Origin of the sequence: Pseudomonas sp. 3-2, assembly GCF_019710535.1 — a bacterium.
Classification (GTDB): Bacteria; Pseudomonadota; Gammaproteobacteria; order Pseudomonadales; family Pseudomonadaceae; genus Aquipseudomonas; species Aquipseudomonas pharyngis.
This window is the reverse complement of sequence record NZ_CP081200.1, coordinates 6,176,758-6,202,809: the sequence shown is the minus strand read 5'-3', so window position 1 is coordinate 6,202,809 and position 26,052 is coordinate 6,176,758. Positions and strand designations below refer to the sequence as shown.

Below are 26,052 nucleotides of genomic sequence, written 5' to 3'. Positions count from 1 at the left end.
CCGCTTCCTGCGGGTTTTTTAAGGGTAGTAGGGGGCGTGGAGTTTTGCGGGAGATTACGAGGACAAATATAAACCAAATATTACTTGGATTTACTTTATGGACAAAACGACAAGCGTTTAAGTTTTAAGTAGAAGATGGAGAGATATTCTCACCATCTTCATTTTTTAAGCCGCTCTTGGCGGTGTAGGAGAGGACGGCGGTGGAGGAACATCTATAGGGGGAGTTGGTTGTGTAGAGGGAGATACCTTGGACATTAGGTCTTGAACAACCTTTCCTTCGATTGTTTGATAGGGGTCAAGATACTCCGTTCCAATATGCGTTGCGTCAGTTTTGATTATATCAATTGCCGAACCTGAGCTATCCTTTCTGTTGCCGCGAGCTATGAAGAATGATGCATATTTGCTCGGCGCTACTCCTGAGAATGTTTCAAACAAGGTTTTTCCGACATGGTTTTCATCGGTTGTAATTGCATCTTCATGAAGGTCTAATGCGAGACTTTTTTCGTAAGGCTCAATGTAAACTACACGCTTGATTCCCGCAGCGATAATATGTCTGGCGCAATTGTGGCATGGAAATGTTGTTGTATATAGTACGCAGGAGTCAGTAGAGTTTCCTTGCGAGCGCGCGAGTCCTAATATAGCCTCCATTTCCGCATGAATAGCTCTGGAAAACTCAATGATTGATCCTGCTCTGGTTTCTTTCTGAATTAGTTTTGCTAGCTCGTCTTTTACGTCGTCGGTTACAGTTATTTTTTGGCTAACAATTTTTACAATGTCTTGAATGAGTGCTGACTTATGAATGTCGTTATAGCATTTTCCGCCATGGTAAATACATCTTTGATCGTTTTTAGAGTCTGAAGTGTAGAGCCCTCCTCCAAACTTTGGTACGTCATTCCATCCCAAAGAAATTATGTTGCCCTCTTTGTTCGCTATTGCAGCACCCACTTGCCTGCTTAAGCAAGCGGACTTCAACGAGGCGGAGTAGGCAGCATACATTCCTGATTCGTCCTTGGTAGGAGTTACACCATTTTTTCCATGTACTAGAGCTACGAAACGTTGGCAGGGATGTAGCAGATTTGAAATAGAGTCCTGATTGTTTCGGATGAAATAATCGGCAAGTTGGACAGTTTTTTCTAATTTTTGCCCATATGAAGTTCTTAACTCGTCTCTGTCCCGATCTATCAGGAACTGTGCGTCGTGACCAGGTATGCGTTCAGTTCTTGTTAAGTAATTGAACCTGACATTCTGCGGGCTCAAAACACCAATAAGATAAAATATGTTTCCATAAACGAGTTTGAATAGTTCAACTTCTTCGGGGTGTTTTAGCTGGTCAACTATATAGACCGTTTTGGGCGGTTTTTCTATATCATTTTTTCGCATGGCGATGTCGCGGTTTGCGGCTACTTTTGCCATGGTGAGTGCAGCTAATATCTGGGAGTCAAAGCGTTGACGTAAATCATTTCCAAGGTCTTGCAGTGTTGTATACCGCTCTTTACCCGGCGAGGGGTTCAACGACAATTTTGAGAGTCTCGGAGGTAGTCCATTTTCTCTGTAATAGTCTTTAATTATATCGCTGATCTTAATGTGTTCGGTTAGGTACCCGTACTCTTCGAACTGAGCTCGAATAGTTCGTATTACATCGGCAAGGTTACAGCCTACGGGACCGCAGAACGCAATAACTATTTCGTCGCTGCGGCGACCTTCTATGCGTTCCCCAATTGTTCGAATATTTGAATGGCTGTCATTATTTTTAGGATGACTTTCCTTGGGGACTGCTGACATTTTTCGCGCCTTTCCCTGCGCGAGCTAAAGGAGCTGGTGTGTTACCAGTCAACTTTTTGCGCGCGAGCCAAAATGTTATTTATTGCTTTTTTATATTCTTCATCGGCTTTTTTTTCTTTGAAAGCGGCGAAGCCGATAATGTTGGAGCTCTGATTGTTGTCCAGACGTGACGATTTATCATTTTGATAAATTTTTGTGTCATCAGATCTCTTCATTTCGTTTCCCTTCCTCTCAATGCATACGAGGTTTGACTTTAAAAATCGGAGCATTCTACAGTCAATAATCACGAAATCAACGGCTTTGCAAGCCATAGATTAGCTTGTGATGGAGTGATGGCAAGCTGATTGGAAAAATTGACATTTGCATGGTGAAGCTCCACGAGATTTGAAGGCCGCTGGCTTTAAGCAATGCTCGAATCTGATCTGAGGCGTTCTGAGGAGCTCATTTTGAGATTTGCTGCCAGACGGCCGAATCATAGGTTAAAGAGAGAAGAGCTAGAATCAGGCGCGAGAGCTAATCCTTGTAGGACCATGCCCAAATTGCTGAAGGACGTCGGCGAAAGGGTTCGGAGGTCTTGAATAGCTGGATTGGATGTTCCAGTTTGGCCGCTCAATGCAGCTGCTGGAGGCAAAAAATGGACCGCAATGGTATGCGCCCGATTCATCCGGGCGAGGTGCTGAATAAGGAATTCATGGAGCCATTGGGCATGACGGTCATGGACTTGGCCATGCCCACGAACTGGCCTGAAACCGAGATCGAAAAGCTTGTGAAATGCCAGCTCAGGATCTGCGCCGATTTGGCAATCAGGCTGGCCATCCACCTCAACACCACACCTGAGTTCTGGATGAATCTTCAGTCGACTTACGATTTACGCAGGGCTCAGCTCCGGCATGCGGGCCTATAGCGATTGCAGCATCCGCGAAGCCCTCTTCCACCAAGTGCCCGGTTCTGGGCGCTTTAGCTTTTCCCGTTCTACCACCATCAATGGCACATCCTGCAACCGAATCCACGGCTGGTTATTCCAGTGCAGCAAACTCAACGACATCTCGGGCCAATTCAGCAGGCTTAGCTGTGGGCGTTCGCTTGTTGTGGGGTGCTGGGCGTCGCGCAGGGTGGGGATAACCTGATGGGTGAGCCATTCGCGTAGCGCTCGGTATTCGGGGCAGTAGTGATAGACGAGGAGGGCGTAGATGCCGGATTCGCTAATCAGGAGGGTGTTTTCGATCTGGTTGTGGATCAGGGTTTTGCGGGTTTGGTATTGGTCGGGGTCGAGTTTTCGCAGCATGCGTTCGTTGAGGTAAATGTGCAGCAGGCGGCCCAGGTCGCGGGCGGAGAACCAAGGTTGGTTCTGGATAAGAAGGGCGTGAAGGTGGAGTTTGTGGCGGATGAAGACGTTGGGAATTAAATAGCTTTCGTCCATGACTCGGTTCTCGAATGTGGTGAAGAAAGCTGCCTCTGATCGTCGCCAAACAAAAAGGGTGGCAGCTATGCGCGGATTGGCGAACCGGGACATTCGAAAACCGGCAGACCCGAAGGTCTCCCACGCACAGCCGCCATAATTCGAGGTGGGAGTATTTCCCTCGTTCGAACATCATCGCGCTGCGTCAAATGTTGCCGGGTCGCCAAACCCAGTGCTGAACATTCAGCATTGGGTGAGCATAGGAATCAGGGCTTCACGACGCAATCGGACGGCGGGGTTGCAAGCTGTAGGATTCTGCCGAGATTCGGCAGCGAATCCTGAATGGCGGGAAGGTCGTTCCGACCTTCATTCGCGGGCAAGCCCTCTCCCACAAGGGGCCGCATTCACAAAGACACGAGGTGTTACTCAGCCGGCGGCGTCAGCTTCGCTTCCATCTCCGCCACCTTCGCCTCAAGGCTCTCGAGCCGGGCGCGAGTGCGCGCCAGCACCACCATCTGACTGTCAAACTCTTCACGGCTCACCAGGTCCAGTTTGCTGAAGGCACTTTGCAGCAGCATCTTGAACTGGCTTTCGATTTCGGCTTTTGGCAAGGGCGTGTCGCCGCTGAACAGGCGGGAGGCGGTGCCGCTCAGGGCGTCGAGGAAGTCTTTGGGCGCGAGCATGGGATATGTCCTGGAAACAATGGCCGGCAGTGTATCACGCAGTGTCTATAGTCATTGGCGCAGGCACGGATGCACGCTTTTCGCGCAACGGGATGCACGGCCACGCACCGTTGTTGTGCGTATCCGGAGTGCCATTTGGGTGATGGCATCTGTGGCAGCGGCCAAGGGATTGAAATCAGTGGTTTTTGGCGAGATGGCAAGCTTTCTGCTTAGTCACCCTCGACCCATGCACTGATGCAGTCGCTGTGACGAATGCAGTGCGGCAGACGGAGCGGGGAGTTTCGTCTGGAGCGGTTAGCTGGCGTCGACAACGAAGCGTTACAAAGCCAGGCACTGCGCTTAGACTTGAGTCGGGTTTGTTTTCCTGGGGCAAGTCCACCAATTCGGGAGAGAGTTTCATGAAGCTAGTCACTGCCATCATCAAGCCGTTCAAGTTGGACGACGTGCGCGAGTCGCTGTCCGAAATCGGCGTGCAGGGCATTACCGTTACTGAAGTCAAAGGCTTCGGTCGGCAGAAGGGTCACACCGAGCTGTATCGCGGCGCGGAGTATGTGGTCGATTTTCTGCCCAAGGTGAAAATCGACGTTGCCATCGACGACAAGGATCTGGATCGGGTTATCGAGGCGATAACCAAGGCTGCCAACACCGGCAAGATCGGTGACGGCAAGATCTTCGTGGTCAATCTGGAACAGGCGATCCGCATCCGTACCGGCGAAACCGATACCGACGCGATCTAAACGCCGCCACAAACCCAACGCCCCAGGAGAAAACAATATGACTCTGCGTAAATTCGCAGGGCTAGGAGCCCTGTTGTCTATCGTAATGCCCGGCCTGGCCATGGCGGCAGACGAAGTGGCAGCCCCAGTCCTGAATTCCGGCGATACCGCCTGGATGCTTACTTCCACAGCCCTCGTGCTGTTCATGACCATTCCCGGCCTAGCGCTGTTCTACGGCGGCATGGTGCGGTCGAAAAACATTCTTTCCGTGATGATGCAGTGCTTCGCCATTACCGGTCTGATCAGCGTCCTGTGGGTCATTTATGGCTACAGCATCGCGTTCGACACCACCGGCATGGAGCAGGGCGTCGTCAACTTCAACTCGTTCGTGGGCGGTTTCGGCAAGGCGTTCCTGGCCGGTGTCACACCAGCGAGCCTGACCGGCCCGGCAGCGCTGTTCCCAGAGGCGGTGTTCATCACCTTCCAGATGACCTTCGCGATCATCACTCCGGCGCTGATCGTCGGTGCGTTTGCCGAGCGGATGAAGTTCTCCGCGATGCTGATCTTCATGGGCATCTGGTTCACCCTGGTTTATGCACCGATCGCGCACATGGTCTGGTCCGGCAACGGCGGCCTGATGTGGGACTGGGGCGTGCTCGACTTCGCCGGCGGCACCGTGGTGCACATCAACGCCGGTGTGGCCGGTCTGATCGCCTGCCTGGTACTGGGTAAACGCAAAGGTTTCCCGACCACTCCGATGGCGCCACACAATCTGGGTTACACCCTGATGGGCGCGGCGATGCTGTGGGTCGGCTGGTTCGGCTTCAACGCCGGTTCCGCTGCGGCCGCCAACGGCACCGCCGGCATGGCGATGCTGGTCACTCAGATCGCTACCGCTGCTGCTGCATTGGGCTGGATGTTCGCCGAGTGGATCACCCACGGCAAACCAAGCGCACTGGGTATCGCATCCGGCGTCGTTGCAGGTCTGGTCGCGATCACTCCGGCCGCTGGCACTGTGGGCCCGATGGGCGCCCTGGTGATCGGTCTGGCAGCAGGCGTGGTGTGCTTCTTCTGCGCCACCACCCTGAAACGCAAACTCGGTTATGACGACTCCCTGGACGCCTTCGGCGTGCACGGTATCGGCGGTATCCTCGGCGCGATCCTGACCGGTGTGTTCGCTGCACCGTCGCTGGGTGGCTTCGGCACCGTCACCGACATCGCCGCACAAGTCTGGATTCAGTGCAAAGGCGTCGGCTTCACCGTGATCTACACCGCCATCGTCACTTTCATCATCCTCAAGGTGCTGGATGCCGTGATGGGTCTGCGTGTGACCGAGGAAGAAGAATCGGTCGGCCTGGATCTGGCACAACACAACGAGCGCGGCTACAACCTGTAAGCACGCGCCGCAAAAAACTTGCCCGGCTTGCCGGGCATTTTTTTATCTGGAATTTGTCTTCCCTGATACAGCTGAAAGGATTTTTCGTACTGCTTTGGTCGTGTTTACGACGAGTGTTTTTCTGCGGCCAAAGGCTTACATCATTGAAGGAATATTAGGGCCTTTGTTTTTTTCCAGAGCGCGCTAGAATGCGCCCCGAACGTGCGGAGAACTGTATGTGGCAACAGACTCTGATAACCCTGCGGGCACGGCCCCGGGGCTTTCATCTGGTGACGGACGAGTTGCTCGCCGGTCTGCCTGAACTCAAGGCATGCCGGGTCGGTCTGTTGCATTTGTGGCTGCAGCATACCTCGGCGTCGTTGACCATCAACGAGAACGCCGATCCGGCGGTACGTCGCGACTTCGAACGATTTTTCAATCGTCTGATCCCACAAGGAACAGACGGCTATGAGCATAACGACGAAGGCCTGGACGACCTCCCGGCGCACTTCAAGGCCAGCGTGCTGGGCTGTCAGATCAGTTTGCCGGTAACGGCGGGCCGACTGGCACTGGGCACCTGGCAAGGCGTTTACCTGGGCGAGCACCGTGATCATGGCGGTGCCCGTAAAGTCCTCGCCACCTTGCACGGTGAAGGGGCATAAACCGTTGGTCACCAATGGTTACCGATTTTTTTCCGGCGACTTTCGACAGTCGCCAAAGCTGGTCTATAACTAATCTGCTTTTCGCAAGTCATGAGGTAGAACATGAGCGACGATGATCTGGAAAACGACGACCTCGAAGTAGGCGACGAAGACGAGGCCGAAGACGGTCTGGAAGCAGCAGCGGAAGACGTTGCTGAAGACGATGGCGGTGACGATACGCCGGCCCCGGCTGCCAAAGGCAAGGCCAAGGCTGCGGTATCGGTCGACGAGTTGCCGAGCATCGAAGCCAAGAACAAGGAGCGCGATGCCCTGGCCAAGGCCATGGAAGAGTTCCTTGCGCGCGGTGGCAAGGTTCAGGAAGTGGAGGCCAACGTGGTCGCCGATCCGCCCAAGAAGCCAGACAACAAGTACGGCAGCCGCCCTATCTGAGGCGTGTCGCTTGCTTGCTGAAAAAGCCCGCCGTCGCTGCGGGCTTTTTCATGGGCGAAAGAAAACTAGCCGAGACTGTTCCAGCGGGCGAGCACCGCGGGCAGATCGTTCAGGCTGCGAATCTCGGCATCCGGCAGGCGCTCCGCTTCCCAGACCTTGCCGGCGGGGTTGAACCAGATCGCTCGCAGACCGGCCTGCTGCGCCCCGGCGATGTCGTCCCCCGGGTGATCGCCGATATGCACGGCGGCTTCGGCGCTCACGCCACCGCGCTGCAACGCTTCATGGAACAGGCGCGCATCCGGCTTGGCGATGCCGATGTCTTCGGCGCACAGCGCAAACTTGAAGTAGTCCGCCAGTCCGAGACGACGGACATCGGCGTTGCCGTTGGTGACCACCCCGAGAGCGTAGTGTTTGGCGAGGGTTTCCAGGATCGGCTCGACCTCCGGGAACACTTCGATCTGATGCCGCGCATGCAGAAACACTTCAAAACTCTTGTCCGCCAGATCCGACGCTTCGCCGTGGGCATACCCGGCGTCCTCCAGCGCATGGAATAGCACTCGCCGGCGCAGCGCGCTGATACGGTGTTTCAGTCCCGGTTCACTGGCCAGTACCCGCTCACGGATCGACCACAGATGCTCCACCGGCACCGCGCCCAGATTCGGCGCATGCTCGCCCAGCCATTGGCGCAAAACCGCTTCGGCGCTGACGATCACCGGAGCGGTGTCCCACAGGGTGTCGTCGAGGTCGAAGGTGATCAACTGGATGCTCATGAATCGTCGCCTTTCATGCGTTTGGCCCGTGGGTGGGCGCTGTCGTAGACCGCCGCCAGGTGCTGGAAGTCCAGGTGGGTATAGATCTGGGTGGTCTTGATGTCCGAGTGGCCGAGCAGTTCCTGCACCGCGCGCAAGTCCTGGGAGGACTCGAGCAAATGGCTGGCGAAGGAGTGCCGCAGCATGTGCGGGTGCAGGTTCTGCCCCAGTTCGCGCTCGCCGGCCAGTTTGACCCGCACCTGAATTGCGCGCGGGCCGAGGCGTCGGCCTTGCTGGCTGACGAATACGGCGTCGTCCGCCGGATTGGTCAGCGCCCGCAGTGGTAGCCAGTGCTCCAGCGCTTCCCGGGCCTTTTTACCGACCGGCAACAGGCGCGTCTTGCTGCCCTTGCCGAGTACCTGAACCATGCCGTCGGCCAGATCGAGCTGATCGAGATTGAGCCCGGTCAGCTCCGACAGGCGCAGGCCGGAGGAATAGAACAACTCCAGAATCGCCTGATCGCGGCGCGCGAGAAAATCGTCCTCGACCGCACCTTCAAGCAGTTGCAGGGCGCGGTCGGTGTCGAGGGTTTTCGGCAGGCGGCGTTCGCCTTTGGGCGGTGCCAGGCCGGTGGCCGGATCGTGATCGCAGAGGCCTTCACGATTCAGATAATGGTAGAGCCCGCGCACGGCCGAGAGCAGGCGCGCCAGACTGCGCGACGACTGGCCCTGGGCATGCAGGCGGGCGATCAGGCTGCGCAGACGCTGGATGTCCAGCGCCTGCCAGCTGCCGATGTTCTGTTTGTTGCACCAGCCGAGGACTTTGTCGAGGTCGCGTCGGTAGGCCGACAGCGTGTGCGGCGACACCTGCCGCTCACTGCGCAGGTGTTCGCAGTAAGCGTCCAGTTGCCGTTCCATGTTCAGCGTACCGAGCGCAGGGAGCTGTTGACCCGTGGCAGCACGCGACCCATGACTTCGGCGATGTAGCTGAGGAACAGCGTGCCGACCGAGCTCTTGTAGTGCTGCGGATCACGGCTGGCGATGGCCAGGATTCCGTGGATGCCCTGGTGGCTGACGGCGACCACGGCGGTGGAGCCGATCTGCTTGCGCTGCTCTTCGCCGAACAGGAAGTCCAGCTCGTGTTCACGCAGGCTACCGCTGACGCTCTTGCCTTCGGTGAGCAACCCGCCGATGGCAGTTTGCGCGTCGGCGTGGGTCACCCAGCGGCCGACCGGGGCCGGGTTATCGCCGAGCAGGATCAGGCTGACGAAGGGCACCTGGAAATCCTGGCGCAGGCTGTCTTCGACGCTGATCACCACATCTTCCAGAGTGGCAGCGTCCATCAGGGCGAGGATCAGGCGACGGGTCTTGTCGAACAGGCGATCGTTGTCCCGGGCGACGTCCATCAAGTGCGAGAGGCGGTGACGCATCTCGATGTTGCGGTCGCGCAGGATGGCCATCTGGCGCTCGACCAGCGAAACGGTATCGCCGCGCTGATGGGGGATGCGCAGGGACGGCAGCAGTTCTTCATGCTCGACGAAGAAGTCCGGATGAGCCTCCAGGTACGCGGCAACCGCTGCCGCCTCCAGGCTCTCGGACGCTGATTCACCGGACTGTCGGGCGGGTACCTGAGGCTTATCGGTCATGGCTTCTGCTCACTCAAAGACGCACTTGTCCTTCGTATACGCGCACTGCCGGGCCGGTCATCAACACCGGTTGGCCGGGGCCTGCCCACTCAATGGACAGGCGCCCGCCCGGCAGGTCGATCAACAGTGGCGAATCCATCCACCCCTGACTGATCGCCGCTACAGCAGCAGCGCAGGCACCGGTGCCGCAGGCCTGGGTTTCCCCGGCGCCGCGTTCCCAGACGCGCAGTTGTGCGCGGTGGCGGTCGATGACCTGGAGAAAACCGACGTTGACCCGCGCCGGAAAGCGCGGATGGTGTTCGATTTTCGGCCCCAGTTCATGCACCGGTGCAGTGTTGATATCGCTGACTCGCAGCACCGCATGGGGGTTGCCCATGGACACCGCCGCCAGATCGACCGGCGTACCGTCGACATCGACCTGATAACTCAGGGCCTGCTCCGGCGCCTGGAACGGAATGTCCGCTGGCACCAGGCGCGGGGCGCCCATGTTCACGCCGATCTGGCCGTCGTTACGCACGTCCAGTTCGATGATGCCGCCCTTGGTCTCGACGCGGATCTGCCGTTTGGCGGTCAGGCGTTTGTCGAGCACGAAGCGGGCGAAGCAGCGCGCACCATTGCCGCACTGCTCCACTTCGGAACCGTCGGAGTTGAAGATCCGGTAACGGAAGTCCACATCCGGATTGCTCGGCGCTTCGACGATCAGCAACTGGTCGAAACCGATGCCGGTGTGCCGGTCGCCCCACATTTTTGCGTGCTTGGGCTGAATATGCGCGTGCTGGCTGACCAGGTCGAGGACCATGAAGTCGTTGCCCAGGCCGTGCATCTTGGTAAAACGCAGCAGCATGGGGTTACTCCGGCAGCAGGCTTTCGCCGGCAAACAGCTCGGCCACGGTTTCGCGGCGACGCACTTCAAAGGCCTGATCGCCATCCACCAGCACCTCGGCGGCACGGCCGCGGGTGTTGTAGTTGGAGCTCATCACGAAACCGTAGGCACCGGCCGAATGCACGGCCAGCAGATCGCCTTCTTCCAGCGCCAGTTCGCGTTCCTTGGCGAGGAAGTCGCCGGTTTCGCAGATCGGGCCGACCACGTCGTACTTGCGTGCAGCGGTGTCGCGCGGTTTGACCGCGGTCACGTCCATCCAGGCCTGGTACAGCGCCGGGCGGATCAGGTCGTTCATGGCCGCGTCGACGATGGCGAAGTCTTTGTGCTCGGTGTGCTTGAGGTATTCGACTTGAGTCAGCAGCACGCCGGCGTTGGCGACGATGAAGCGGCCCGGTTCGAACACCAGCGCCAGATCACGGCCGACCAGGCGCTCGCGCACAGCCTTGATGTAATCGGCAGCCAATGGCGGCTCTTCGTCGCGATAACGCACACCCAGGCCGCCACCGAGATCGATGTGGCGCAGGTGGATGCCGCAATCGCCAAGGCGATCGACCAGATCCAGCAGGCGATCAAGGGCATCGAGGAACGGCGGCAGAGTGGTCAGTTGCGAACCGATGTGGCAGTCGACGCCGACCACTTCCAGGTTCGGCAAGTGCGCGGCACGCACGTACACGTCTTCGGCGTCGGCGATGGCGATGCCGAACTTGTTCTCTTTGAGACCGGTGGAAATGTACGGGTGGGTGCCGGCATCGACGTCCGGGTTCACGCGCAGCGAGATCGGCGCGCGAACGCCCAGCTCGGCGGCGACCACTTGCAGGCGCTCGAGCTCGTCGGTGGATTCGACGTTGAAGCAGTGCACGCCGACTTCCAGCGCACGGCGCATGTCGTCACGGGTCTTGCCGACGCCGGAGAACACGATCTTGTCCGGGCTGCCGCCGGCGGCCAGAACACGTTCCAGCTCGCCACGGGAGACAATGTCGAAACCGGCGCCGATACGGGCCAGGACATTCAGGACGCCGAGGTTGGAGTTGGCCTTGACCGCGAAGCACACCAGGTGCGGCATGCCGGCCAGCGCATCGGCATAGGCCAGGTACTGGGCCTCGATGTGGGCGCGGGAGTAGACGTAGGTTGGTGTGCCGAAGCGATCGGCGATGGCGGACAGCGCCACACCTTCCGCGAACAGCTCCCCGCCACGGTAGTTAAAAGCGTCCATGGCGATCCCTTAGTAAACGTCGTGCTTGTGTGCCTTGGAGGCAGGCTGCTTTTGCGAAGACTGGGCTTGCTCGGCCGGGTCCTGATCTTCATCGGGCAGGTACAGCGGGCCTTTTTGACCACAAGCCGAAACAAGGCAGGCAACCGCGACGAGCGCAGCAAGGGAAGAGATCAGGCGCTTCATGGCGAAATCCTTGAAAATGCGTTAATTGCGCCGGAGTATACCGGCCACCCGGCAGCTTGCCTATGCGACGGAACTCCCGTCCGGCGGGGCTTGCCCGCAGGCGGGTCGATCAAGTGCAATCCTTGTGGGAGCGAGCCTGCTCGCGATAGCGTCGGCACCTTCAACATCCGCGTGTCTGATCCACCGCAATCGCGAGCAGGCTCGCTCCCACAGGAGACAATGCAGGCAGGGTTGTTGGTCGTTATCCTTTGCAATCGGCCGGCGGCGTCCGTATCTTGCGGCGCTTGAGCCTGATCAGACATTTTTTGAGGTTGCCGCAATGAGTTTGTCCGAAGCCCGTTTCCACGATCTGGTCGATGAAACCCAGGAAAAACTGGAAGACATCTTCGACGACAGCGACCTGGACATCGACATGGAGAACTCGGCCGGTGTGCTGACCGTCAAGTTCGAGAACGGCACCCAGCTGATCTTCAGCCGTCAGGAACCGTTGCGTCAGCTGTGGCTGGCCGCCGTGTCTGGCGGTTTCCACTTCGACTACGACGAAGAAAGCGAACGCTGGATGTGCGACAAGAGCGAAGAGCAGCTGGGCGAAATGCTCGAGCGCATCGTCAAGCAGCAGGCTGGCACCGAATTCGATTTCGAAGGCCTGTGATTTCGTGATTGATACTGCGCCCGTCCGTCCGCCGAAGCCGCTCTACAGCAACGTCAGCCCGGCCGTGCCTTCGCCGTGCACCGGCGTGTGCCGGTTGGATGAGCAGAAGATCTGCCTCGGTTGCATGCGTCATGTCGAAGACATCCGCGAGTGGCGCTCGGCCGATGACGCGCGCCGCCGGGTGATTTGTGCGCAGGCGGCTCAGCGCCGGCAGCTCACCGGAGCGTAGCTTGTATATTTTTTGAGCTGTGGTAGTGTCCGGAAACGCCTCAACCCATCGAGGCCTGGTGAAAACCCCGTCTTTTTTGGCGGGGTTTTGCTTTTTTTGTGTGCAGAAGAAAGGAGTCTGCCCGGATCATGACCGCACCTTCCATCACCCTTACCCGTCTGGACGTGCAACGTCTGGAGCGCCTGATCGACAGCCTGGATGACACGCTGCCGGGCGTGATCGCGCTGCAAACCGAACTGGACCGCGCCGATACCCTGGTCGGTCACGATGAAGTGCCTGCCGATGTCGTGACGATGAATTCCCGTGTGCACTGCCGCGAAGAAAGCAGTGGCAAGGACTACCACCTGACCCTGGTCTATCCGAAGCACGCCAACGCCGACGAAGGCAAAGTCTCGATCCTCGCTCCGGTCGGCAGTGCGCTGCTGGGCCTGAAGGTTGGTCAGCACATCGACTGGCCGGCTCCGGGTGGCAAGACCCTGAAACTGACTTTGCTCGAAGTCGAATCGCAGCCGGCCAACGGCGGTGATTTCCCGGAGTAACCCGCCTCAGACCTGCTCGAGCGCCTCGTTCAGAGAGCGTTCCAGGTCGGCCTTGTAACGCAGATACAGATTGCTTGAACTCTGCCCGTCACCGATCACACCCGACAGGTCCAGGTCGGTGATGTAGCAGCGGTAGCGCTCGGTTTCCCGACGCTGTCCGACGATCTCCCGGGCGACCACGCTGAAAAGCTGGTCGCCATGTTCCAGCTCGCTGAATTCCCGTTGATTGCAATACAGCGTGACCTGCACTTCGCCGGGTGCGGCTTTGCCGACGATCGCCTGCACGTCGTAGAACGGTTTGTTGACCGGCGTCTGCGGCGCCGGGCGCATTTCGACCCGTCGCGCGCGTCCCGGTCCTGATGGCAATAACTGGTAATACAAGATTTCAAGACTGGCGGCATGGTTCGAATCCATCGGCAGCAGCGCTTCGCGACGGAACTGGATCGACTGCAGGAACCGCTGCAATGGCACCAACAGGCTTTGCTCGTCGTGAAAGGGCAAGTGCTGTTGCCACAGCGCGTTGAACTCATCGAGCACGTACAGCTCGGCGGTTTGTTCGGTGATCCGGTAGAACACCTGAATGCATTCAGGCTGGCCCATCGGCAGGATCAGCGCCAGGTCGTGGTCTTCCAGCGCCATCGGGTCCAGGTGCAGCGGGCTGTAGCGCGGCTGTTCCTCGCCCAGGTAATCGAGCAGCGCCGGCAGGGTGGCGAGGGCGACATGGCTGACCTGGCCCGGCACCAGTTCCAGAACGTGGTAATGCTGCTGCACCTGGATCAGGTAGCGGTGATTCAGGTCGCTGAGCAACAGGGTCTGCGCGGTGTCGATGATTTCTTCCACCCGGCGCGCGATGAATTGCGCGCGGTTGTGACAGAAGCAGCGCACTCGCAGCGAGGGTTGTTGCGCTCCGCGCGGCAGATTGTTGAGGTAATCGCGCAGGCAGTCCATCAGGGCATGCGGGCCATCGAAGCGGTTGACCAGCACTTCGTTCCAGCTGTTGAGCGTGACCTGATCCAAGGTCAACACCAGGTTCTCGCGCACACCGGCGTAGCTCAGCGAATCGGTACGCTCGGTGGTCATCAGGATGTTCAGGTCGCGGTGATGCTTGAGCGGATCGACCCCGACATTCACCAGCATCAAGACTTCGTTCGGCACGGCGGCGCGCAGCAGCGGTTCTTCGGCAACGGTCGGCAAGGGTAGGGGGATGCTCTGTTGCAGGCTGCCGAGCAGGTTGAACAGCTCGAACTCGCTCATGTCGCTGGTGCCGGGGTGCAGGGCCAGTCGGGTGCTGCTGTCGATCACGCCGTTGCGGTGGCACCAGGTCAACAATTCCAGCAACTCGCGGCTGCGCTTGATCGGTGCGAAGTGTTCCCACTCCAGCGCTGTCAGGCTGCCGTTGTACAGGCCCCACTGGGTTTGGCCCGGTTCCTTTTTGTTCGGCGATTGCACCAGAGTCAGCGTGTCTTCGGCCAGGTCCGGGGCGATGCCGGGATTGATGAACTCGACCTTGTCCGCCTTGCGCTCGAACGCCGCATACAGGCGCCGTCCGAGAACGTTGAGGTCGCGCTTGTTGATCAGGCTGACGGTCTGCTCTGCGCGAGCGAACTGGGTCAGGAAGCGATAGCTGTAATTGAGTTCGTTCACCAGCGCCCGGCGTTCGGCGCTGACCTGGCGGACTTTCCACTGACTGCGGCTGTCGAGCAGCGCCAGTTGCCGCTGATCCCAATGCCATTCACTGGCCAGTCTTTCCAGCAGTGAACGCTGCCAACTCTGGGTTCGGCTGTTGCCGGTGAGCTTGCGGTTGACCTTGAGGTACAGCGCCCGTCGAACCAGCTCAAGGCGTTCCGGCTCATTGCGCGCAGTAAGGTATTCCTCGATCCGGCGGTAGACCACCATGTACGGATCCAGCTCGTCGAGATCCAGCCGGTTGGCGAACACCGCCTGCTTGAAGCGCAGGCTCAGGCACTGCACATGTGGATGCTCGCTGGCGTAGACCTCGGTCAGCAGCAGCTTGAGCACCGATTTGTAAGGTGACTCGATGCCCTTGAACAGTTGCCACAGCCCGGCGCCGACGAACTCGCCCGGTGGAATGTACGCCATCGGCCCCAGGTCGAGGGTTTCATCGTTGCGGATGAAGCGCTTGGAAATCAGGGTATGGGTGTACGCGTCATAGGCGCGTTCTTCGTAGACCGGCACCAGCCACCAGATCGGCGTGCGCCCGGCAAGCCAGATCGCGGTGCGGTAGAACTCGTCCAGCAGCAGATAGTGCTGGGTGGTGCCGCAATCTTCGGAGCTGAGTTGAGTGTCGCGTTCGCCTTTGACGAAACGCACCGGGTCGATCAGGAAGAAGTGCGCCTCGGCCCCTTGGCTGGCAGCCCAGGTTTCGAGCAACTGGCACTTCTTGCGCAGTTCGGCCAGCTCACTGTCGCTCAGGTCGGGGGCGTGGCAGACCCACACGTCCATGTCGCTCTGGTCCGCCTGGGCCAGCGTGCCGAGGCTGCCCATCAGGAACAGGCCGTGAATCGGTCGTGGCGGGTTGCTGCCGTGACGCGGCTTGTAGGAGAACGAGCGGGTCAGGCGCTGGGCTTCGGCGAGCGTCTCGGCGTCCGGTTCGTAATTCGACAGCCCGGCCGGCGTGCTGCCCGAGACATAACCCGGCAACAGCGGATGATTAACGTGAAAAAACAGCGGCAGCAACGTCAGCACACTTTGCTGGCGCGTCGACAGGCCTTCCCGCGCCCGGTTCAGGCGGCCTTCATTGAGTTTCAGAAAGCGTGCACGTAGCTGGCTGAGTACCTTGCGGTCGATGCCTTCGTCCAGGTCGGGGCGGATTTCATGGGTGCGGGTCATGTCGGCTCAAACCGGCGCGCAGGGCTCGGAGGCAAGGGGTCTCGGGTGTCCGGGAGTTTAGCGCCTGAGCGGCAGGAGTTTTAAGCTGAATTTGTTTTTTGACGTCAGATTTCTATCGCGCGGTGATGGACGATGTTCATGGCTGGCCCGCGGAAATCCCGTGACAGGGGTTTCCGTGGGCAAAGTCGGGAGGATCAGGCGGTTTGCTGCTCTTTGAGAATCGTCAGTACGGTTTGCACGTTTTGTGCGGCATCGCGACCGAGGCTGGTCAGGTAACCGCCATCAGGCTGGTCTGTCAGTTCTTTTTCGAACAGGCGTTGTGCGGCGGCAATGTGCTTCGGGGCAGCGGTCTGATGAATTTTCAGACCTTCCTGGGAACTGTCCAGGTTGAAGAGTGCGAGGACTTCCAGTTCGGCAACCAACTCAGGGGTAAGCGACATAAGGACTCCAGACTTTCTAGGAATTGGACGACAGCGCCCCTAAGGTGAACCTGCCGGCGCGGCCTGTCCAGTGCGCGTGTCAGGGTTTTTGTCCCGGGGTGGATTCCAGTGTAGTCAGGGAGCGGCAGAAGACCGCGCAGATGGGTGACAAATTGTGTGGGAGCAGGCGGGCTCCCACAGGGCGGGGCCGTTTACTGCTTTTCCGGTGGCAGCTCGGGCAGTGCGCGCAGCGCGGTTTCGTACCACTCGGTATCGAACGCGCGGTCTTCGTCGAGCATCGCGTCGATTTCACAGGCCAGCACGTGGGCCATCAGATTCAGGATGTCATCGCGTTCGTAACCGACCAGCGTCAGCTTGTTGAAGGTTGCCTTGGCCGCTGGCGGGTTGTCGCTTTCGATCTGGTTCTCGATCGCTTCGATCAGCGTCGATTCGGTGAACTCTTCTTCATCATTGTCGATGTCAGTCGGCTCGCTCATGGCAGGCTCCTCAAGGAAAGGCGCCAGTTTACCCGCATTCATCAGCGTGATGCTGCTGGCACGAATACCCGGGGCGATCTATAAACAGGCACTGCCCACCCCGCACGGCCTGGAGGCTATGTGATGTTCAAACTCTATGGATTCTCCGTCAGCAACTACTACAACATGGTCAAGCTGGCGCTGCTGGAAAAAGACCTGCCGTTCGAAGAGGTCACGTTCTACCCGACGCCAACGCCGGAGTCCCTGGCCATCAGCCCGCGCGGCAAGGTGCCGGTGCTGGGGGCTGAAGGTGGTTACATCAATGAAACGATGGTGATGCTCGAATACCTCGAAAGCACCCAGAAGGGTGCTCCACTGCTGCCGGCCGAGCCGTTTGCCCGAGCTCAGGTGCTGGCAGTGGCCAAGGAAATCGAGCTGTATATCGAGCTGCCGGCCCGTGCCTGCTATGGCGAGGCGTTTTTTGGCATGGCACTCCCGGAGGCGATCAAGGAGAAAACCAAGGCTGAATTGCTGCTGGGTTTCGCGGCGCTGGCACGTCACGGCAAGTTCGCTCCGTATGTGGCGGGCGACAGCCTGACTATTGCGGATTTGTACTTCCTCTACAGCGTGCCGTTGGCAGTTGCGGTGGGGCACAAGCTGTTCGGTCTGGATTTGCTGGCGGAGATGCCGAAGGCCAAGGCACTGCTGGAGCGGCTTGAGCAGAATCCGCACGTGCAGAAGATTGCGGCGGACAAGGATGCGGCGATGCCGGCGTTTTTGGCGATGATCGCAGCGAAGAAGTAATTTTTTGGAGTTTTCGAGATAGCTTTCGCGAGCAAGCCCGCTCCCACACTTGATCTCGATTGGACACCTGTTCGGTGTTCGCAGCAGATCAGATGTGGGAGATTCTATGTTGCAGGGGAACCCTGCAACCTTAAATTCGGTTGGTATTCGCTCTGGTTTTTCATGAGGGCGAATGCCACCCGGCAAAGCTTGCGGGCGAGGATGACCAAGGCTTGGGTTCTGGCTAGACCTCTTGCCAGATAGGACTCATAGAACGGTTTCCAGACAGGGGACCGACAAGCTGCCATAGCTGCATTGTGTGCAAGACGCCGTAATTCCCCGTCACCTTTTTTGCTCAAGTGGCGAGGACTGTGTTTCTTACCTGAGTCTTTTGCCTTCAAGTCCATTCCCAGAAAGGCGATGAACGCATCGGCGCTGGCGAACTCACCTCGCATGTATGTAGTTGCCAGGCCCGTTGCCGTGAGTTCACCAACTCCTTCAATCGCTTTGCAGCGTCTGATGTTTTCACTAATTCCGGCTTCTTGGCTGACTTTACGAAGCAACTCCTGAATGGCCTGATCCAGCTGTTTGAAATGCTTCAACCCATCGGCCAAAAGATCTTCAAGAAGAGGTTCGGTTGACCAGCTCAGCTTGATACTGACTCGGACCTTCATCAGCTGTGCACGCTTGTTAAGCAGACTTTTCAACACTGTGTAGTGCCGCGGTGGTGGGTTCCAGACCCGCAGCCGATGCTGTTCACTGGTTAGATAACGCGCCAGAAGACGTGCATCACAAGGGTCGGTTTTTGCACGCTGACCGATGCTTTCGCGGTAATGGCTCACCCGGTAAGGGTCCACGATGTAAACCCGATGCCCCATACCATGGGCCAGTTCGGCCGTGTCCAGGTGGTAGAGATTAGTGGCTTCCAGGGCGATTGAGCTTTGGGCGGGCAGGGTCTTCAGCCAATGACCTACAGATGTGCGGTCGTTGTTGATGGCCTGGATGATTTTCAGATCTTCGCGATAAACGACGATTTCGGCCTTGGCCACATCGACACCAATCACCGTTGGCGAGGTAAGGATTGTCATGACGAATCCTCGGAGCTAGGGTTTAAGAGCTTGTCGGGGTCTACCGTAGCGCTGGCTTGCCTCTATCGTCGGTTTTACCGATGAATTCCTTATCGGCGCTTTAGGTAGAAAGGGCGGGACGAGAAGTCTCCCACGGTCCGTACTGGCTAGAGTCGGAATCGAGCTTTTAGTCCCGCCCACCCCTTCAAGTCTAAACATACAAGCGAGCTTGCTCGCGAAGCTTTGACTTTTAGCGGCTGGCGATCAGCGCCTGACCGCGAACCACGGCAGCCTTGACCTGCGCCGGCGCAGTGCCGCCGATGTGGTCACGGGCATTTACCGAACCTTCCAGGGTCAGCACGGCAAACACGTCCTGCTCGATCTGGTCGCTGAACTGGCGCAGTTCTTCCAGGCTCATTTCCGCCAGATCTTTGCCGGTGTCGACGCCGTACTTCACCGCGTGGCCGACGATCTCGTGGCAATCACGGAACGGCAGGCCACGGCGAACCAGGTAGTCGGCCAGGTCGGTGGCGGTGGAGAAACCGCGCAGCGCCGCTTCGCGCATGATCGCGTGTTTCGGTTTGATCGCCGGGATCATGTCGGCAAAGGCACGCAGCGAGTCGCGCAGGGTGTCGGCGGCGTCGAACAGCGGTTCCTTGTCTTCCTGGTTGTCCTTGTTGTAGGCCAGCGGCTGGCCTTTCATCAGGGTCAGCAGGCCCATCAGGGCGCCGAACACGCGGCCGGTCTTGCCACGTACCAGCTCCGGAACATCCGGGTTTTTCTTTTGCGGCATGATCGAGCTGCCGGTGCAGAACCGGTCCGGCAGATCGATGAACTGGAACTGTGCGCTGGTCCACAGCACCAGCTCTTCGGAGAAGCGCGACAGGTGCATCATCGCGATGCTCGCGGCCGAGCAGAATTCGATGGCGAAGTCACGGTCGGACACGTTGTCCAGCGAGTTGCCGCCGACGGCGTCGAAGCCCAGCAACTGCGCGGTGTATTCGCGGTCGATCGGGTAAGTGGTGCCGGCCAGCGCGGCGCTGCCCAGCGGCATGCGGTTGGTGCGCTTGCGGCAGTCGACCAGGCGCTCGTAGTCGCGGCTGAGCATTTCGAACCAGGCCAGCATGTGGTGCCCGAAGGTCACCGGCTGAGCGGTCTGCAGGTGGGTGAAGCCCGGCATGATGCTGGCGGCTTCACGCTCGGCCTGCTCCAGCAGGCCTTTTTGCAGGCGGGTGATCTCGGCCAGGATCAGGTCAATTTCGTCACGCAGCCACAGGCGGATGTCGGTGGCGACCTGGTCGTTGCGGCTGCGGCCGGTGTGCAGCTTCTTGCCGGTGACGCCGATGCGGTCGGTCAGGCGTGCTTCGATGTTCATGTGCACGTCTTCGAGGTCGACGCGCCAGTCGAACTGGCCGGCCTCGATTTCGCCCTGGATGGTCTTCAGGCCATCGATGATGCTGTCGCGCTCGGCATCCGTCAGCACACCGACCTTGGCCAGCATGGTGGCGTGGGCGATCGAGCCCATGATGTCGTGGCGATACAGGCGCTGGTCGAAAGTGACGGAGGCGGTGAAGCGGGCGACGAAGGCGTCGACGGGTTCACTGAAGCGGCCGCCCCAGGACTGATTGGTCTTGTCAGTGCTCATGAATTCGCTCGTATCGGCTTGAAGAAAGAAGGCGTGAAACGCTGGCGCGGATAATAACAGGGTTGCCAATCCTGTCGCTGACACTGGTCGATACGTTTTTTTCTCATTCGCTCCGCCATAGTTGTCGGCGTCCCCGGGGGATTTGCGCAAGGATATTTTTCGATTGAGCAATATCGGCCCGACGAGCGTCTACAGTAGGACATAGGGGTCGGGTGACCACGGATCGGGCAAAGATCCGGCCACCGACTATAAGAAGAGAGAGGGGTGGGTGTATTGGCCATTGGCATACCCTGCGTAAAACGCAGTCGGCGACGGGCGTCGGGCGGTACGTTGCAGGTGTCGGCAAATATTGCCGGCCGACGTACGGCACTTTTTGGCGCTCGCGCTAGTCTTAGCGTGGATCGCGGTGACGGACGTCACTCCACTTGTCTACGCTATCCTTGTGCGAGACTCACGCAGGAATCCAGCGCAATATGAATGTCCTGATCGTTGATGACGAACCACTGGCCCGCGAGCGACTCAGCCGAATGGTGAGCGAGCTCGAGGGCTACACAATCCTGGAGCCCAGCGCCACCAATGGCGAAGAGGCGTTGGCACTGATCGACAGCCACAAGCCGGATATCGTACTGCTCGATATCCGCATGCCGGGCCTCGATGGCCTGCAGGTGGCTGCCCGTCTGTGCGAACGCGAAACCCCGCCAGCCGTGGTGTTTTGCGCAGGTCCCGATGAATTTGCCGTGGAAGCCCTGCAGGCCAGCGCCGTGGGCTATGTGGTGAAACCCGTGCGAACCGAACATCTGCATGACGCCCTGAAACGGGCTGAACGTCCCAACCGGGCCCAACTCTCGGCCCTGACCCGTCCTGCCGCCGAAAGCGGTAACGGCCCGCGCAGCCACATCAGCGCCCGGACCCGCAAAGGCATCGAACTGATTCCGCTGGATCAGGTGGTGTACTTCATTGCCGACCACAAATACGTGACCTTGCGCCACGAAGCTGGCGAAGTCCTTCTGGATGAGCCGCTCAAGGCGCTGGAAGACGAATTCGGCGAGCGCTTCGTGCGGATTCACCGCAATGCGCTGGTCGCCCGCGACCGCATCGAGCGACTGCAACGCACACCGCTGGGCCACTTCCAGTTGTTCCTCAAGGGCCTCAACGGTGACGCGCTGATTGTCAGCCGTCGACATGTGGCGGGTGTGCGCAAAATGATGCAGGGGCTTTAGTCCGCAGGCTCCGGGCGGTTCTTTGTTCATTTCACCAGGCATTGCAGGCCAGGGAGGCCACGCCGTATCTGATTCAGGTCAAAGTGGATTTGGCTGAGCTGTTATTATCCGCCGTATCTATTCAGTACGGATTGATCCATGTCCTCTCGCGAAATCCGCATCGCCACCCGCAAAAGTGCTCTGGCCCTCTGGCAGGCCGAATACGTCAAAGCCCGTCTTGAAGCATCCCACCCGGGCCTGCTGGTGACGCTGGTGCCCATGGTCAGTCGCGGCGACAAGCTGCTCGATTCGCCCCTGTCGAAAATCGGTGGCAAGGGCCTGTTCGTCAAGGAACTGGAAACCGCGCTGCTGGAAAACGAAGCCGACATCGCCGTGCATTCGATGAAAGACGTGCCGATGGATTTCCCCGAAGGCCTCGGTCTGTTCTGCATCTGCGAGCGCGAAGATCCCCGTGACGCGTTTGTCTCCAATACGTATTCCAGCCTCGATGCGTTGCCTGCCGGCAGCATCGTCGGTACCTCCAGCCTGCGGCGTCAGGCGCAGTTGCTGACGCGCCGTCCGGATCTCGAGATCCGTTTCCTGCGTGGCAACGTCAACACCCGTCTGGCCAAGCTCGACGCCGGCGAGTACGACGCGATCATCCTCGCGGCAGCGGGCCTGATCCGCCTCGGTTTCGAAGATCGCATCACCTCGGCCATCAGCGTCGATGACAGCCTGCCGGCCGGTGGGCAGGGCGCCGTCGGTATCGAATGCCGCAGCGCCGACACTGAAATCCACGCCTTGCTCGCGCCCCTGCATCACGCCGACACCGCTGACCGTGTCACCGCCGAGCGTGCCCTCAACAAACATCTGAATGGCGGCTGCCAGGTGCCGATCGCCTGCTACGCCGTGCTCGAGGGCGATCAGTTGTGGCTGCGCGGTCTGGTGGGCGAGCCGAGTGGCGGCAAGCTGCTCAGCGCGCAAGCCCGTGCGCCGCGTGCGGCAGCCGAGACCCTGGGTGTGCAGGTGGCCGAAGACCTGCTGAGCCAGGGCGCCGACGATATTCTCAAGGCAGTCTACGGCGAGGCAGGTCACGAGTGACCGCCTGGCGCCTGCTGCTGACGCGCCCGGCGGAAGACTGCTCGGCGCTCGCCGCCGTGCTGGCCGAACAAGGGTTTTTCAGCAGCTGTCTGCCGCTTTTGGAAATCGCGCCACTGCCGGTCTCTGACACAATGCGCCGCACAATCACGCAACTGCCGCGTTACAGCGCAGTGATCGTGGTCAGCAAGCCAGCGGCGCGGATCGCGGTGGATCTGCTCGACTCTTTGGGCCTGGCGACTCCTACGATGCCGTGGTTCAGTGTGGGTGCAGCGACCGCCGCTATCCTTCGGGATCGGGGGCTGGATGTGAGCTTCCCGGACGCGGGTGACGACAGCGAGGCCTTGCTGCAATTGCCGCGTCTGCTTGAGGCGGTGGTCGTGCCCGGTTCGCAGGTGTTGATTCTGCGTGGGGAGGGCGGACGCGAGCTGCTGGCCGAGCGCCTGCGCGCGCTTGGTGCTAGTGTCGAATACTTGGAGTTGTACCGTCGCGACCTGCCGGACTATCCGCCGCAGGAGCTGCCCCGCAGGATTGCAGCGGAACGCCTGAACGGGCTGGTGGTCAGCAGTGGACAGGGTTTTGAGCACCTGCGCCAACTGGCGGGCGACAGCTGGCCTGCACTTGCGCGGCTGCCGTTGTTTGTTCCAAGCCCAAGGGTTGCCGAGCAGGCCAGTGCCGCCGGGGCCCGAACAGTTGTGGATTGTCGCGGCGCCAGTGCCGCGGCCTTGCTGACGGCGTTACGGGAGCATCCCGTGCCCGTTCTCTAATGCAAAGGATGGATACGTGAGCGAAACAGCCTTGCCTAAAGATGACGTTCAACCTGTGATCGATGCACCGGTTGATGCACCGCCACCGGCCGCGGAACCGCGCCGAGGCAACGGATTGGCCATACTCGCGCTGCTGCTCGGCGCTGCCGGTGTTGCGGTGGGTGGCTGGGGTGTGTGGCAGGTGCGACACCTGCAGACCAGCACTCAGAATCAGTTGAATCAGGTTCAGGCGTTGAACGATCAGGCACAGACCCTGAAGCTCAACGAGCAACGACTGACCGAGCGCCTCGGGCAATTGCCCGGTGCCGATGAACTTGCCGAACGCCAGCGTCTAGTGACCCAGCTTCAGGGCGATCAGCAACGCCTCAACCAGCGTCTGGAAACGGTCCTCGGCGCCAGCCGCAAGGACTGGCGGCTGGCCGAGGCCGAGCACTTGCTGCGGCTGGCCAGCCTGCGTCTTTCCGCCCTGCAGGACATCAGCAGCGCCCAGGCGCTAGTTCAGGGTGCCGATGAAATCCTGCGCGAGCAGAATGATCCCGGCTCGTTCGCCGCCCGCGAGCAAGTGGCGAAAACCCTGGTAGCGCTGCGCAGTACCGAGCAGCCGGATCGCACCGGGCTGTTCCTGCGCCTGGGCGCCTTGCGCGATCAGGTCGTCGGCCTCACCGAGCTGGCGCCGGAATACAAGGATCGCGGCGATTCACTGCTGGGCCTGACCTCCGATGGCGACGGCGCCAGTCGCTGGGCGCAGTGGTGGGATCAGATATCGCGCTACATCCGCATCGATTTCAACGCTGACAAAAACGTCCGGCCGCTGCTTGCAGGCCAGAGCCTGAGCCAGGTGCGCCTGGCCCTGAGCCTTTCGCTCGAGCAGGCGCAATGGGCTGCGCTCAACGGTCAGGCGCCGGTGTACACCCAGGCGCTGGCCGAAGCGCGTGACGTCCTCACGGGCAACTTCAATCCGGACAACCCGCAGAGCAAAATCATGCTCGAGCAGGTCGCGGAATTGAGCAAGCAACCGGTTACCGTCAACACGCCGGATCTCGCTGGAACCTTAAGTGCGGTGCAGGCCTATCTGGAGCGCCGCAACGTCAACGCCGAAGACTCGGTGAAACCCTTCGCCAAACCGGCTGCCAGCACCGCGCAGGAGGCGACACCATGAAGCGCCTGTATGTGATCGTGTTTCTGGTGATCGCGGCGACGGCGGCGCTGGGCCTGGCGATTGCCGAGCATTCCGGTTACGTGCTGGTCGCCTACAAAAGCTTTCGTTATGAATCGAGCCTTTGGGCGACCCTGGCGGTGGTGGCGGTGCTCTGGCTGCTGGTCTGGGGCATCAAGGCGCTGGTCGAGCTGGTACTGACCTCCGGCGGAGTGGTCAATCCGTGGTCGCGTCGTAACCGCAGCCGCCGTGTGCAGGTGGCGATCGAGCATGGTCAGCTCGACCTGGCCGAAGGGCGCTGGGCCAGCGCCCAGCGTCATCTTTACCGGGCCGCCGAAGCCGAGCGTCAACCGTTGCTGTATTACCTGGGCGCCGCCCGCGCCGCCAACGAACAAGGTCATTACGAGGAAAGCGATCGCCTGCTGGAACGCGCCCTCGAGCGTCAGCCGCAGGCCGAGCTGGCGATCGCCCTAAGCCATGCGCAGTTGCAGACCGATCGTGGCGATACCGATGGGGCGCTGATCACCTTGCAGGCGATGCACGAGCGCCATCCGCACAATGCCCAGACCTTGCGCCAGTTGCAGCGCCTGCATCAGCAGCGCGGTGACTGGTCGTCCGTGATTCGGCTGTTGCCGGAGCTGCGCAAGGACAAAGTCTTGCCACCGGCCGAACTGACCGAACTCGAACGTCGCGCCTGGGGGGAAAACCTGTCCCTCGCGGCCCAGCGTGAAGAGGACGGCGCAGTCGGTTTACAGTCGCTCAACCGCGCCTGGCAGCAACTGACTTCTGCCCAGCGCCAGGAGCCGGCACTGGTGCTGGCCTACGCCGAGCAGCTGCGCCAGCTGGGTGCTCAGGTCGAAGCGGAAGAAGTGCTGCGCACGGCGCTCAAGCGCAAGTACGACAGTCATCTGGCGCGCCTTTACGGTCTGGTGCGTGGCAGCGATCCGGCGCGTCAGTTGCAGACAGCCGAGGGATGGCTCAAGGATCATCCGGGCGATGCCAGCTTGCTGCTGACGCTGGGACGCCTGTGCCTGCAAGCCAGTCTGTGGGGCAAGGCGCGGGACTACCTGGAAAGCAGTCTGCGAGTGCAGCGCAATCCGGAAGCGTGCGCCGAGTTGGCGCGTCTGCTGGCCCGGCTCGGTGACACCGAGCGCAGCAATCTGCTGTTCCAGGAAGGGCTCGGTATGCTGGATGAGCGCCTGCTGGCTGCACCATTGCCGGTAGCCGCTCGAGCATGATCAGAAAGGGGGAGCGTTGCTCCTCCATTTCTTTCCCGGTGACTGAATTGTTACCGGTAAATCCTCTCCCGAGCAAAATCCTACAATGGGCTACACCGAATCCTTCGGTGCCTGTCGGGATTTCCCTACACTTCTGATGAAGTGTCGCCAGTGACCTGCCTTGAAAGCCCGAGGCGCTTTCCTCTACCGTAACTGCCTGTCTTTATTGTTACGGA

29 protein-coding genes are annotated in these 26,052 nt (G+C 59.6%); 14 read left to right on the top strand and 15 right to left on the bottom strand.

Annotation, left to right across the window (positions count from 1 at the left end):
- Positions 1–165: 165 nt before the first annotated feature.
- Together K3819_RS28295 and K3819_RS28290 are read right to left on the bottom strand one after the other, a co-directional pair.
- Positions 166–1,782 carry an anti-phage dCTP deaminase gene (locus K3819_RS28295; protein ID WP_221398327.1) on the bottom strand — a complete coding sequence of 539 codons (1,617 nt, stop codon included), beginning with the start codon at positions 1,780–1,782 and terminating at the stop codon, positions 166–168.
- Positions 1,783–1,823: 41 nt separating this feature from the next.
- Entirely contained in the window at positions 1,824–1,997 is a 174-nt protein-coding gene (locus K3819_RS28290) for a hypothetical protein (RefSeq protein ID WP_165369534.1), read from the bottom strand.
- 419 nt (positions 1,998–2,416) lie between these two features.
- Between K3819_RS28290 and K3819_RS28285 the strand changes: the two genes are divergently transcribed.
- Positions 2,417–2,686 (top strand): HigA family addiction module antitoxin, encoded by a 270-nt coding sequence (locus tag K3819_RS28285; protein ID WP_064379873.1) that lies wholly within the window; start codon positions 2,417–2,419, stop codon positions 2,684–2,686.
- Here K3819_RS28285 and K3819_RS28280 read toward each other — a convergent pair.
- Both K3819_RS28280 and K3819_RS28275 read right to left on the bottom strand, forming a co-directional pair.
- The gene (locus tag K3819_RS28280) at positions 2,681–3,202 is read right to left on the bottom strand and encodes a Bro-N domain-containing protein (protein ID WP_169432436.1); all 522 of its coding nucleotides are present in this window, start codon (positions 3,200–3,202) and stop codon (positions 2,681–2,683) included. The two genes, K3819_RS28285 and K3819_RS28280, sit on opposite strands and share 6 nt — an antisense overlap.
- Positions 3,203–3,603: 401 nt before the next feature.
- The gene (locus K3819_RS28275; RefSeq protein ID WP_007920416.1) at positions 3,604–3,864 is read right to left on the bottom strand and encodes an accessory factor UbiK family protein; all 261 of its coding nucleotides are present in this window, start codon (positions 3,862–3,864) and stop codon (positions 3,604–3,606) included.
- Between the two features lie 398 nt (positions 3,865–4,262).
- On the opposite strand from K3819_RS28275, the gene glnK reads away from it, so the two are divergent.
- The 4 genes from glnK to sutA all read left to right on the top strand — a co-directional run bounded on the left by glnK (position 4,263) and on the right by sutA (position 7,046).
- Complete coding sequence (gene glnK / locus K3819_RS28270) at positions 4,263–4,601, top strand: P-II family nitrogen regulator (protein WP_002555808.1); 339 nt, start codon at positions 4,263–4,265, stop codon at positions 4,599–4,601.
- Between the two features lie 37 nt (positions 4,602–4,638).
- On the top strand, positions 4,639–5,976 hold the full coding sequence (locus tag K3819_RS28265) for an ammonium transporter (RefSeq protein WP_007951904.1): 1,338 nt from the start codon (positions 4,639–4,641) through the stop codon (positions 5,974–5,976).
- 215 nt (positions 5,977–6,191) lie between these two features.
- Entirely contained in the window at positions 6,192–6,617 is a 426-nt protein-coding gene (locus K3819_RS28260) for a secondary thiamine-phosphate synthase enzyme YjbQ (RefSeq protein ID WP_039765261.1), read from the top strand.
- A 102-nt stretch (positions 6,618–6,719) separates the two neighbouring features.
- Positions 6,720–7,046, top strand: a complete 327-nt coding sequence (gene sutA / locus K3819_RS28255) for a transcriptional regulator SutA (RefSeq protein WP_007951900.1) — start codon at positions 6,720–6,722, stop codon at positions 7,044–7,046.
- Between the two features lie 65 nt (positions 7,047–7,111).
- Here the strand turns inward: sutA and K3819_RS28250 are convergent, their stop codons facing one another.
- From K3819_RS28250 to lptM, 6 genes are read right to left on the bottom strand one after another with little or no spacing between them, the layout of a single operon-like run.
- Complete coding sequence (locus tag K3819_RS28250; RefSeq protein ID WP_221398326.1) at positions 7,112–7,816, bottom strand: HAD family hydrolase; 705 nt, start codon at positions 7,814–7,816, stop codon at positions 7,112–7,114.
- Positions 7,813–8,712: a tyrosine recombinase XerC gene (gene xerC / locus K3819_RS28245; RefSeq protein WP_085612059.1), complete on the bottom strand. Its 900-nt coding sequence runs from the start codon at positions 8,710–8,712 to the stop codon at positions 7,813–7,815. Before xerC ends, K3819_RS28250 begins: the two co-directional genes overlap by 4 nt.
- Positions 8,713–8,714: 2 nt before the next feature.
- A complete protein-coding gene (locus K3819_RS28240; RefSeq protein ID WP_007951894.1) occupies positions 8,715–9,440 on the bottom strand; it encodes a DUF484 family protein in 726 nt (241 codons plus the stop codon).
- 13 nt (positions 9,441–9,453) lie between these two features.
- Entirely contained in the window at positions 9,454–10,284 is an 831-nt protein-coding gene (dapF, locus tag K3819_RS28235; protein WP_011336523.1) for a diaminopimelate epimerase, read from the bottom strand.
- 4 nt (positions 10,285–10,288) lie between these two features.
- The gene (gene lysA, locus K3819_RS28230; RefSeq protein WP_064600345.1) at positions 10,289–11,536 is read right to left on the bottom strand and encodes a diaminopimelate decarboxylase; all 1,248 of its coding nucleotides are present in this window, start codon (positions 11,534–11,536) and stop codon (positions 10,289–10,291) included.
- Positions 11,537–11,545: 9 nt separating this feature from the next.
- Entirely contained in the window at positions 11,546–11,719 is a 174-nt protein-coding gene (gene lptM / locus K3819_RS28225) for an LPS translocon maturation chaperone LptM (RefSeq protein WP_082934452.1), read from the bottom strand.
- 319 nt (positions 11,720–12,038) lie between these two features.
- Here lptM and cyaY point away from each other — a divergent pair, with 319 nt between their 5' ends.
- The 3 genes from cyaY (at position 12,039) to rnk (ending at position 13,139) form a co-directional block, all read left to right on the top strand.
- Positions 12,039–12,371 carry an iron donor protein CyaY gene (gene cyaY / locus K3819_RS28220; RefSeq protein WP_007951887.1) on the top strand — a complete coding sequence of 111 codons (333 nt, stop codon included), beginning with the start codon at positions 12,039–12,041 and terminating at the stop codon, positions 12,369–12,371.
- Positions 12,372–12,375: 4 nt separating this feature from the next.
- On the top strand, positions 12,376–12,600 hold the full coding sequence (locus K3819_RS28215; protein ID WP_221398325.1) for a DUF1289 domain-containing protein: 225 nt from the start codon (positions 12,376–12,378) through the stop codon (positions 12,598–12,600).
- A gap of 128 nt (positions 12,601–12,728) precedes the next feature.
- The gene (gene rnk / locus K3819_RS28210) at positions 12,729–13,139 is read left to right on the top strand and encodes a nucleoside diphosphate kinase regulator (protein WP_007951886.1); all 411 of its coding nucleotides are present in this window, start codon (positions 12,729–12,731) and stop codon (positions 13,137–13,139) included.
- A 6-nt stretch (positions 13,140–13,145) separates the two neighbouring features.
- On the opposite strand, the gene K3819_RS28205 is transcribed toward rnk, so the two are convergent.
- The 3 genes from K3819_RS28205 to K3819_RS28195 form a co-directional block, all read right to left on the bottom strand.
- Positions 13,146–15,989 (bottom strand): class I adenylate cyclase, encoded by a 2,844-nt coding sequence (locus K3819_RS28205; RefSeq protein ID WP_221398324.1) that lies wholly within the window; start codon positions 15,987–15,989, stop codon positions 13,146–13,148.
- Positions 15,990–16,183: 194 nt separating this feature from the next.
- On the bottom strand, positions 16,184–16,429 hold the full coding sequence (locus K3819_RS28200; RefSeq protein WP_007951883.1) for a TIGR02647 family protein: 246 nt from the start codon (positions 16,427–16,429) through the stop codon (positions 16,184–16,186).
- A 191-nt stretch (positions 16,430–16,620) separates the two neighbouring features.
- Positions 16,621–16,905, bottom strand: coding sequence for a hypothetical protein (locus K3819_RS28195; RefSeq protein WP_007951881.1), 285 nt, complete (start codon positions 16,903–16,905; stop codon positions 16,621–16,623).
- A gap of 123 nt (positions 16,906–17,028) precedes the next feature.
- Between K3819_RS28195 and K3819_RS28190 the strand changes: the two genes are divergently transcribed.
- Positions 17,029–17,688 (top strand): glutathione S-transferase family protein, encoded by a 660-nt coding sequence (locus K3819_RS28190; protein WP_221398323.1) that lies wholly within the window; start codon positions 17,029–17,031, stop codon positions 17,686–17,688.
- A 104-nt stretch (positions 17,689–17,792) separates the two neighbouring features.
- On the opposite strand, the gene K3819_RS28185 is transcribed toward K3819_RS28190, so the two are convergent.
- Positions 17,793–18,755: a transposase gene (locus K3819_RS28185; RefSeq protein WP_221397423.1), complete on the bottom strand. Its 963-nt coding sequence runs from the start codon at positions 18,753–18,755 to the stop codon at positions 17,793–17,795.
- Between the two features lie 229 nt (positions 18,756–18,984).
- The gene (argH, locus tag K3819_RS28180) at positions 18,985–20,379 is read right to left on the bottom strand and encodes an argininosuccinate lyase (protein WP_095049356.1); all 1,395 of its coding nucleotides are present in this window, start codon (positions 20,377–20,379) and stop codon (positions 18,985–18,987) included.
- 473 nt (positions 20,380–20,852) lie between these two features.
- Between argH and K3819_RS28170 the strand changes: the two genes are divergently transcribed.
- From K3819_RS28170 to K3819_RS28150, 5 genes are all read left to right on the top strand, one after another.
- Entirely contained in the window at positions 20,853–21,599 is a 747-nt protein-coding gene (locus K3819_RS28170; RefSeq protein WP_039765284.1) for a LytTR family DNA-binding domain-containing protein, read from the top strand.
- Between the two features lie 138 nt (positions 21,600–21,737).
- Positions 21,738–22,679 carry a hydroxymethylbilane synthase gene (gene hemC, locus K3819_RS28165; RefSeq protein ID WP_074690023.1) on the top strand — a complete coding sequence of 314 codons (942 nt, stop codon included), beginning with the start codon at positions 21,738–21,740 and terminating at the stop codon, positions 22,677–22,679.
- Positions 22,676–23,443: a uroporphyrinogen-III synthase gene (locus K3819_RS28160; protein ID WP_085612054.1), complete on the top strand. Its 768-nt coding sequence runs from the start codon at positions 22,676–22,678 to the stop codon at positions 23,441–23,443. The genes hemC and K3819_RS28160 overlap by 4 nt, the downstream gene beginning before the upstream one ends.
- A gap of 16 nt (positions 23,444–23,459) precedes the next feature.
- Positions 23,460–24,602, top strand: coding sequence for a uroporphyrinogen-III C-methyltransferase (locus K3819_RS28155; RefSeq protein ID WP_085612053.1), 1,143 nt, complete (start codon positions 23,460–23,462; stop codon positions 24,600–24,602).
- Positions 24,599–25,837, top strand: a complete 1,239-nt coding sequence (locus tag K3819_RS28150) for a heme biosynthesis protein HemY (RefSeq protein ID WP_221398322.1) — start codon at positions 24,599–24,601, stop codon at positions 25,835–25,837. Before K3819_RS28155 ends, K3819_RS28150 begins: the two co-directional genes overlap by 4 nt.
- Positions 25,838–26,052 lie beyond the last annotated feature (215 nt).

Bases quoted from the DNA above. Each gene is read 5' to 3' on its own strand.
- K3819_RS28205 (WP_221398324.1), bottom strand. From the start codon at position 15,989: ATGACCCGCACCCATGAAATCCGCCCCGACCTGGACGAAGGCATCGAC.
- K3819_RS28150 (WP_221398322.1), top strand. From the start codon at position 24,599: ATGAAGCGCCTGTATGTGATCGTGTTTCTGGTGATCGCGGCGACGGCG.
- K3819_RS28200 (WP_007951883.1), bottom strand. From the start codon at position 16,429: ATGTCGCTTACCCCTGAGTTGGTTGCCGAACTGGAAGTCCTCGCACTC.
- K3819_RS28285 (WP_064379873.1), top strand. From the start codon at position 2,417: ATGGACCGCAATGGTATGCGCCCGATTCATCCGGGCGAGGTGCTGAAT.
- hemC (WP_074690023.1), top strand. From the start codon at position 21,738: ATGTCCTCTCGCGAAATCCGCATCGCCACCCGCAAAAGTGCTCTGGCC.
- dapF (WP_011336523.1), bottom strand. From the start codon at position 10,284: ATGCTGCTGCGTTTTACCAAGATGCACGGCCTGGGCAACGACTTCATG.
- K3819_RS28170 (WP_039765284.1), top strand. From the start codon at position 20,853: ATGAATGTCCTGATCGTTGATGACGAACCACTGGCCCGCGAGCGACTC.
- sutA (WP_007951900.1), top strand. From the start codon at position 6,720: ATGAGCGACGATGATCTGGAAAACGACGACCTCGAAGTAGGCGACGAA.
- lptM (WP_082934452.1), bottom strand. From the start codon at position 11,719: ATGAAGCGCCTGATCTCTTCCCTTGCTGCGCTCGTCGCGGTTGCCTGC.
- rnk (WP_007951886.1), top strand. From the start codon at position 12,729: ATGACCGCACCTTCCATCACCCTTACCCGTCTGGACGTGCAACGTCTG.
- K3819_RS28275 (WP_007920416.1), bottom strand. From the start codon at position 3,864: ATGCTCGCGCCCAAAGACTTCCTCGACGCCCTGAGCGGCACCGCCTCC.
- K3819_RS28195 (WP_007951881.1), bottom strand. From the start codon at position 16,905: ATGAGCGAGCCGACTGACATCGACAATGATGAAGAAGAGTTCACCGAA.
- K3819_RS28260 (WP_039765261.1), top strand. From the start codon at position 6,192: ATGTGGCAACAGACTCTGATAACCCTGCGGGCACGGCCCCGGGGCTTT.
- K3819_RS28185 (WP_221397423.1), bottom strand. From the start codon at position 18,755: ATGACAATCCTTACCTCGCCAACGGTGATTGGTGTCGATGTGGCCAAG.
- K3819_RS28280 (WP_169432436.1), bottom strand. From the start codon at position 3,202: ATGGACGAAAGCTATTTAATTCCCAACGTCTTCATCCGCCACAAACTC.
- lysA (WP_064600345.1), bottom strand. From the start codon at position 11,536: ATGGACGCTTTTAACTACCGTGGCGGGGAGCTGTTCGCGGAAGGTGTG.
- K3819_RS28240 (WP_007951894.1), bottom strand. From the start codon at position 9,440: ATGACCGATAAGCCTCAGGTACCCGCCCGACAGTCCGGTGAATCAGCG.
- K3819_RS28265 (WP_007951904.1), top strand. From the start codon at position 4,639: ATGACTCTGCGTAAATTCGCAGGGCTAGGAGCCCTGTTGTCTATCGTA.
- argH (WP_095049356.1), bottom strand. From the start codon at position 20,379: ATGAGCACTGACAAGACCAATCAGTCCTGGGGCGGCCGCTTCAGTGAA.
- K3819_RS28190 (WP_221398323.1), top strand. From the start codon at position 17,029: ATGTTCAAACTCTATGGATTCTCCGTCAGCAACTACTACAACATGGTC.
- K3819_RS28290 (WP_165369534.1), bottom strand. From the start codon at position 1,997: ATGAAGAGATCTGATGACACAAAAATTTATCAAAATGATAAATCGTCA.
- K3819_RS28250 (WP_221398326.1), bottom strand. From the start codon at position 7,816: ATGAGCATCCAGTTGATCACCTTCGACCTCGACGACACCCTGTGGGAC.
- glnK (WP_002555808.1), top strand. From the start codon at position 4,263: ATGAAGCTAGTCACTGCCATCATCAAGCCGTTCAAGTTGGACGACGTG.
- K3819_RS28295 (WP_221398327.1), bottom strand. From the start codon at position 1,782: ATGTCAGCAGTCCCCAAGGAAAGTCATCCTAAAAATAATGACAGCCAT.
- xerC (WP_085612059.1), bottom strand. From the start codon at position 8,712: ATGGAACGGCAACTGGACGCTTACTGCGAACACCTGCGCAGTGAGCGG.
- cyaY (WP_007951887.1), top strand. From the start codon at position 12,039: ATGAGTTTGTCCGAAGCCCGTTTCCACGATCTGGTCGATGAAACCCAG.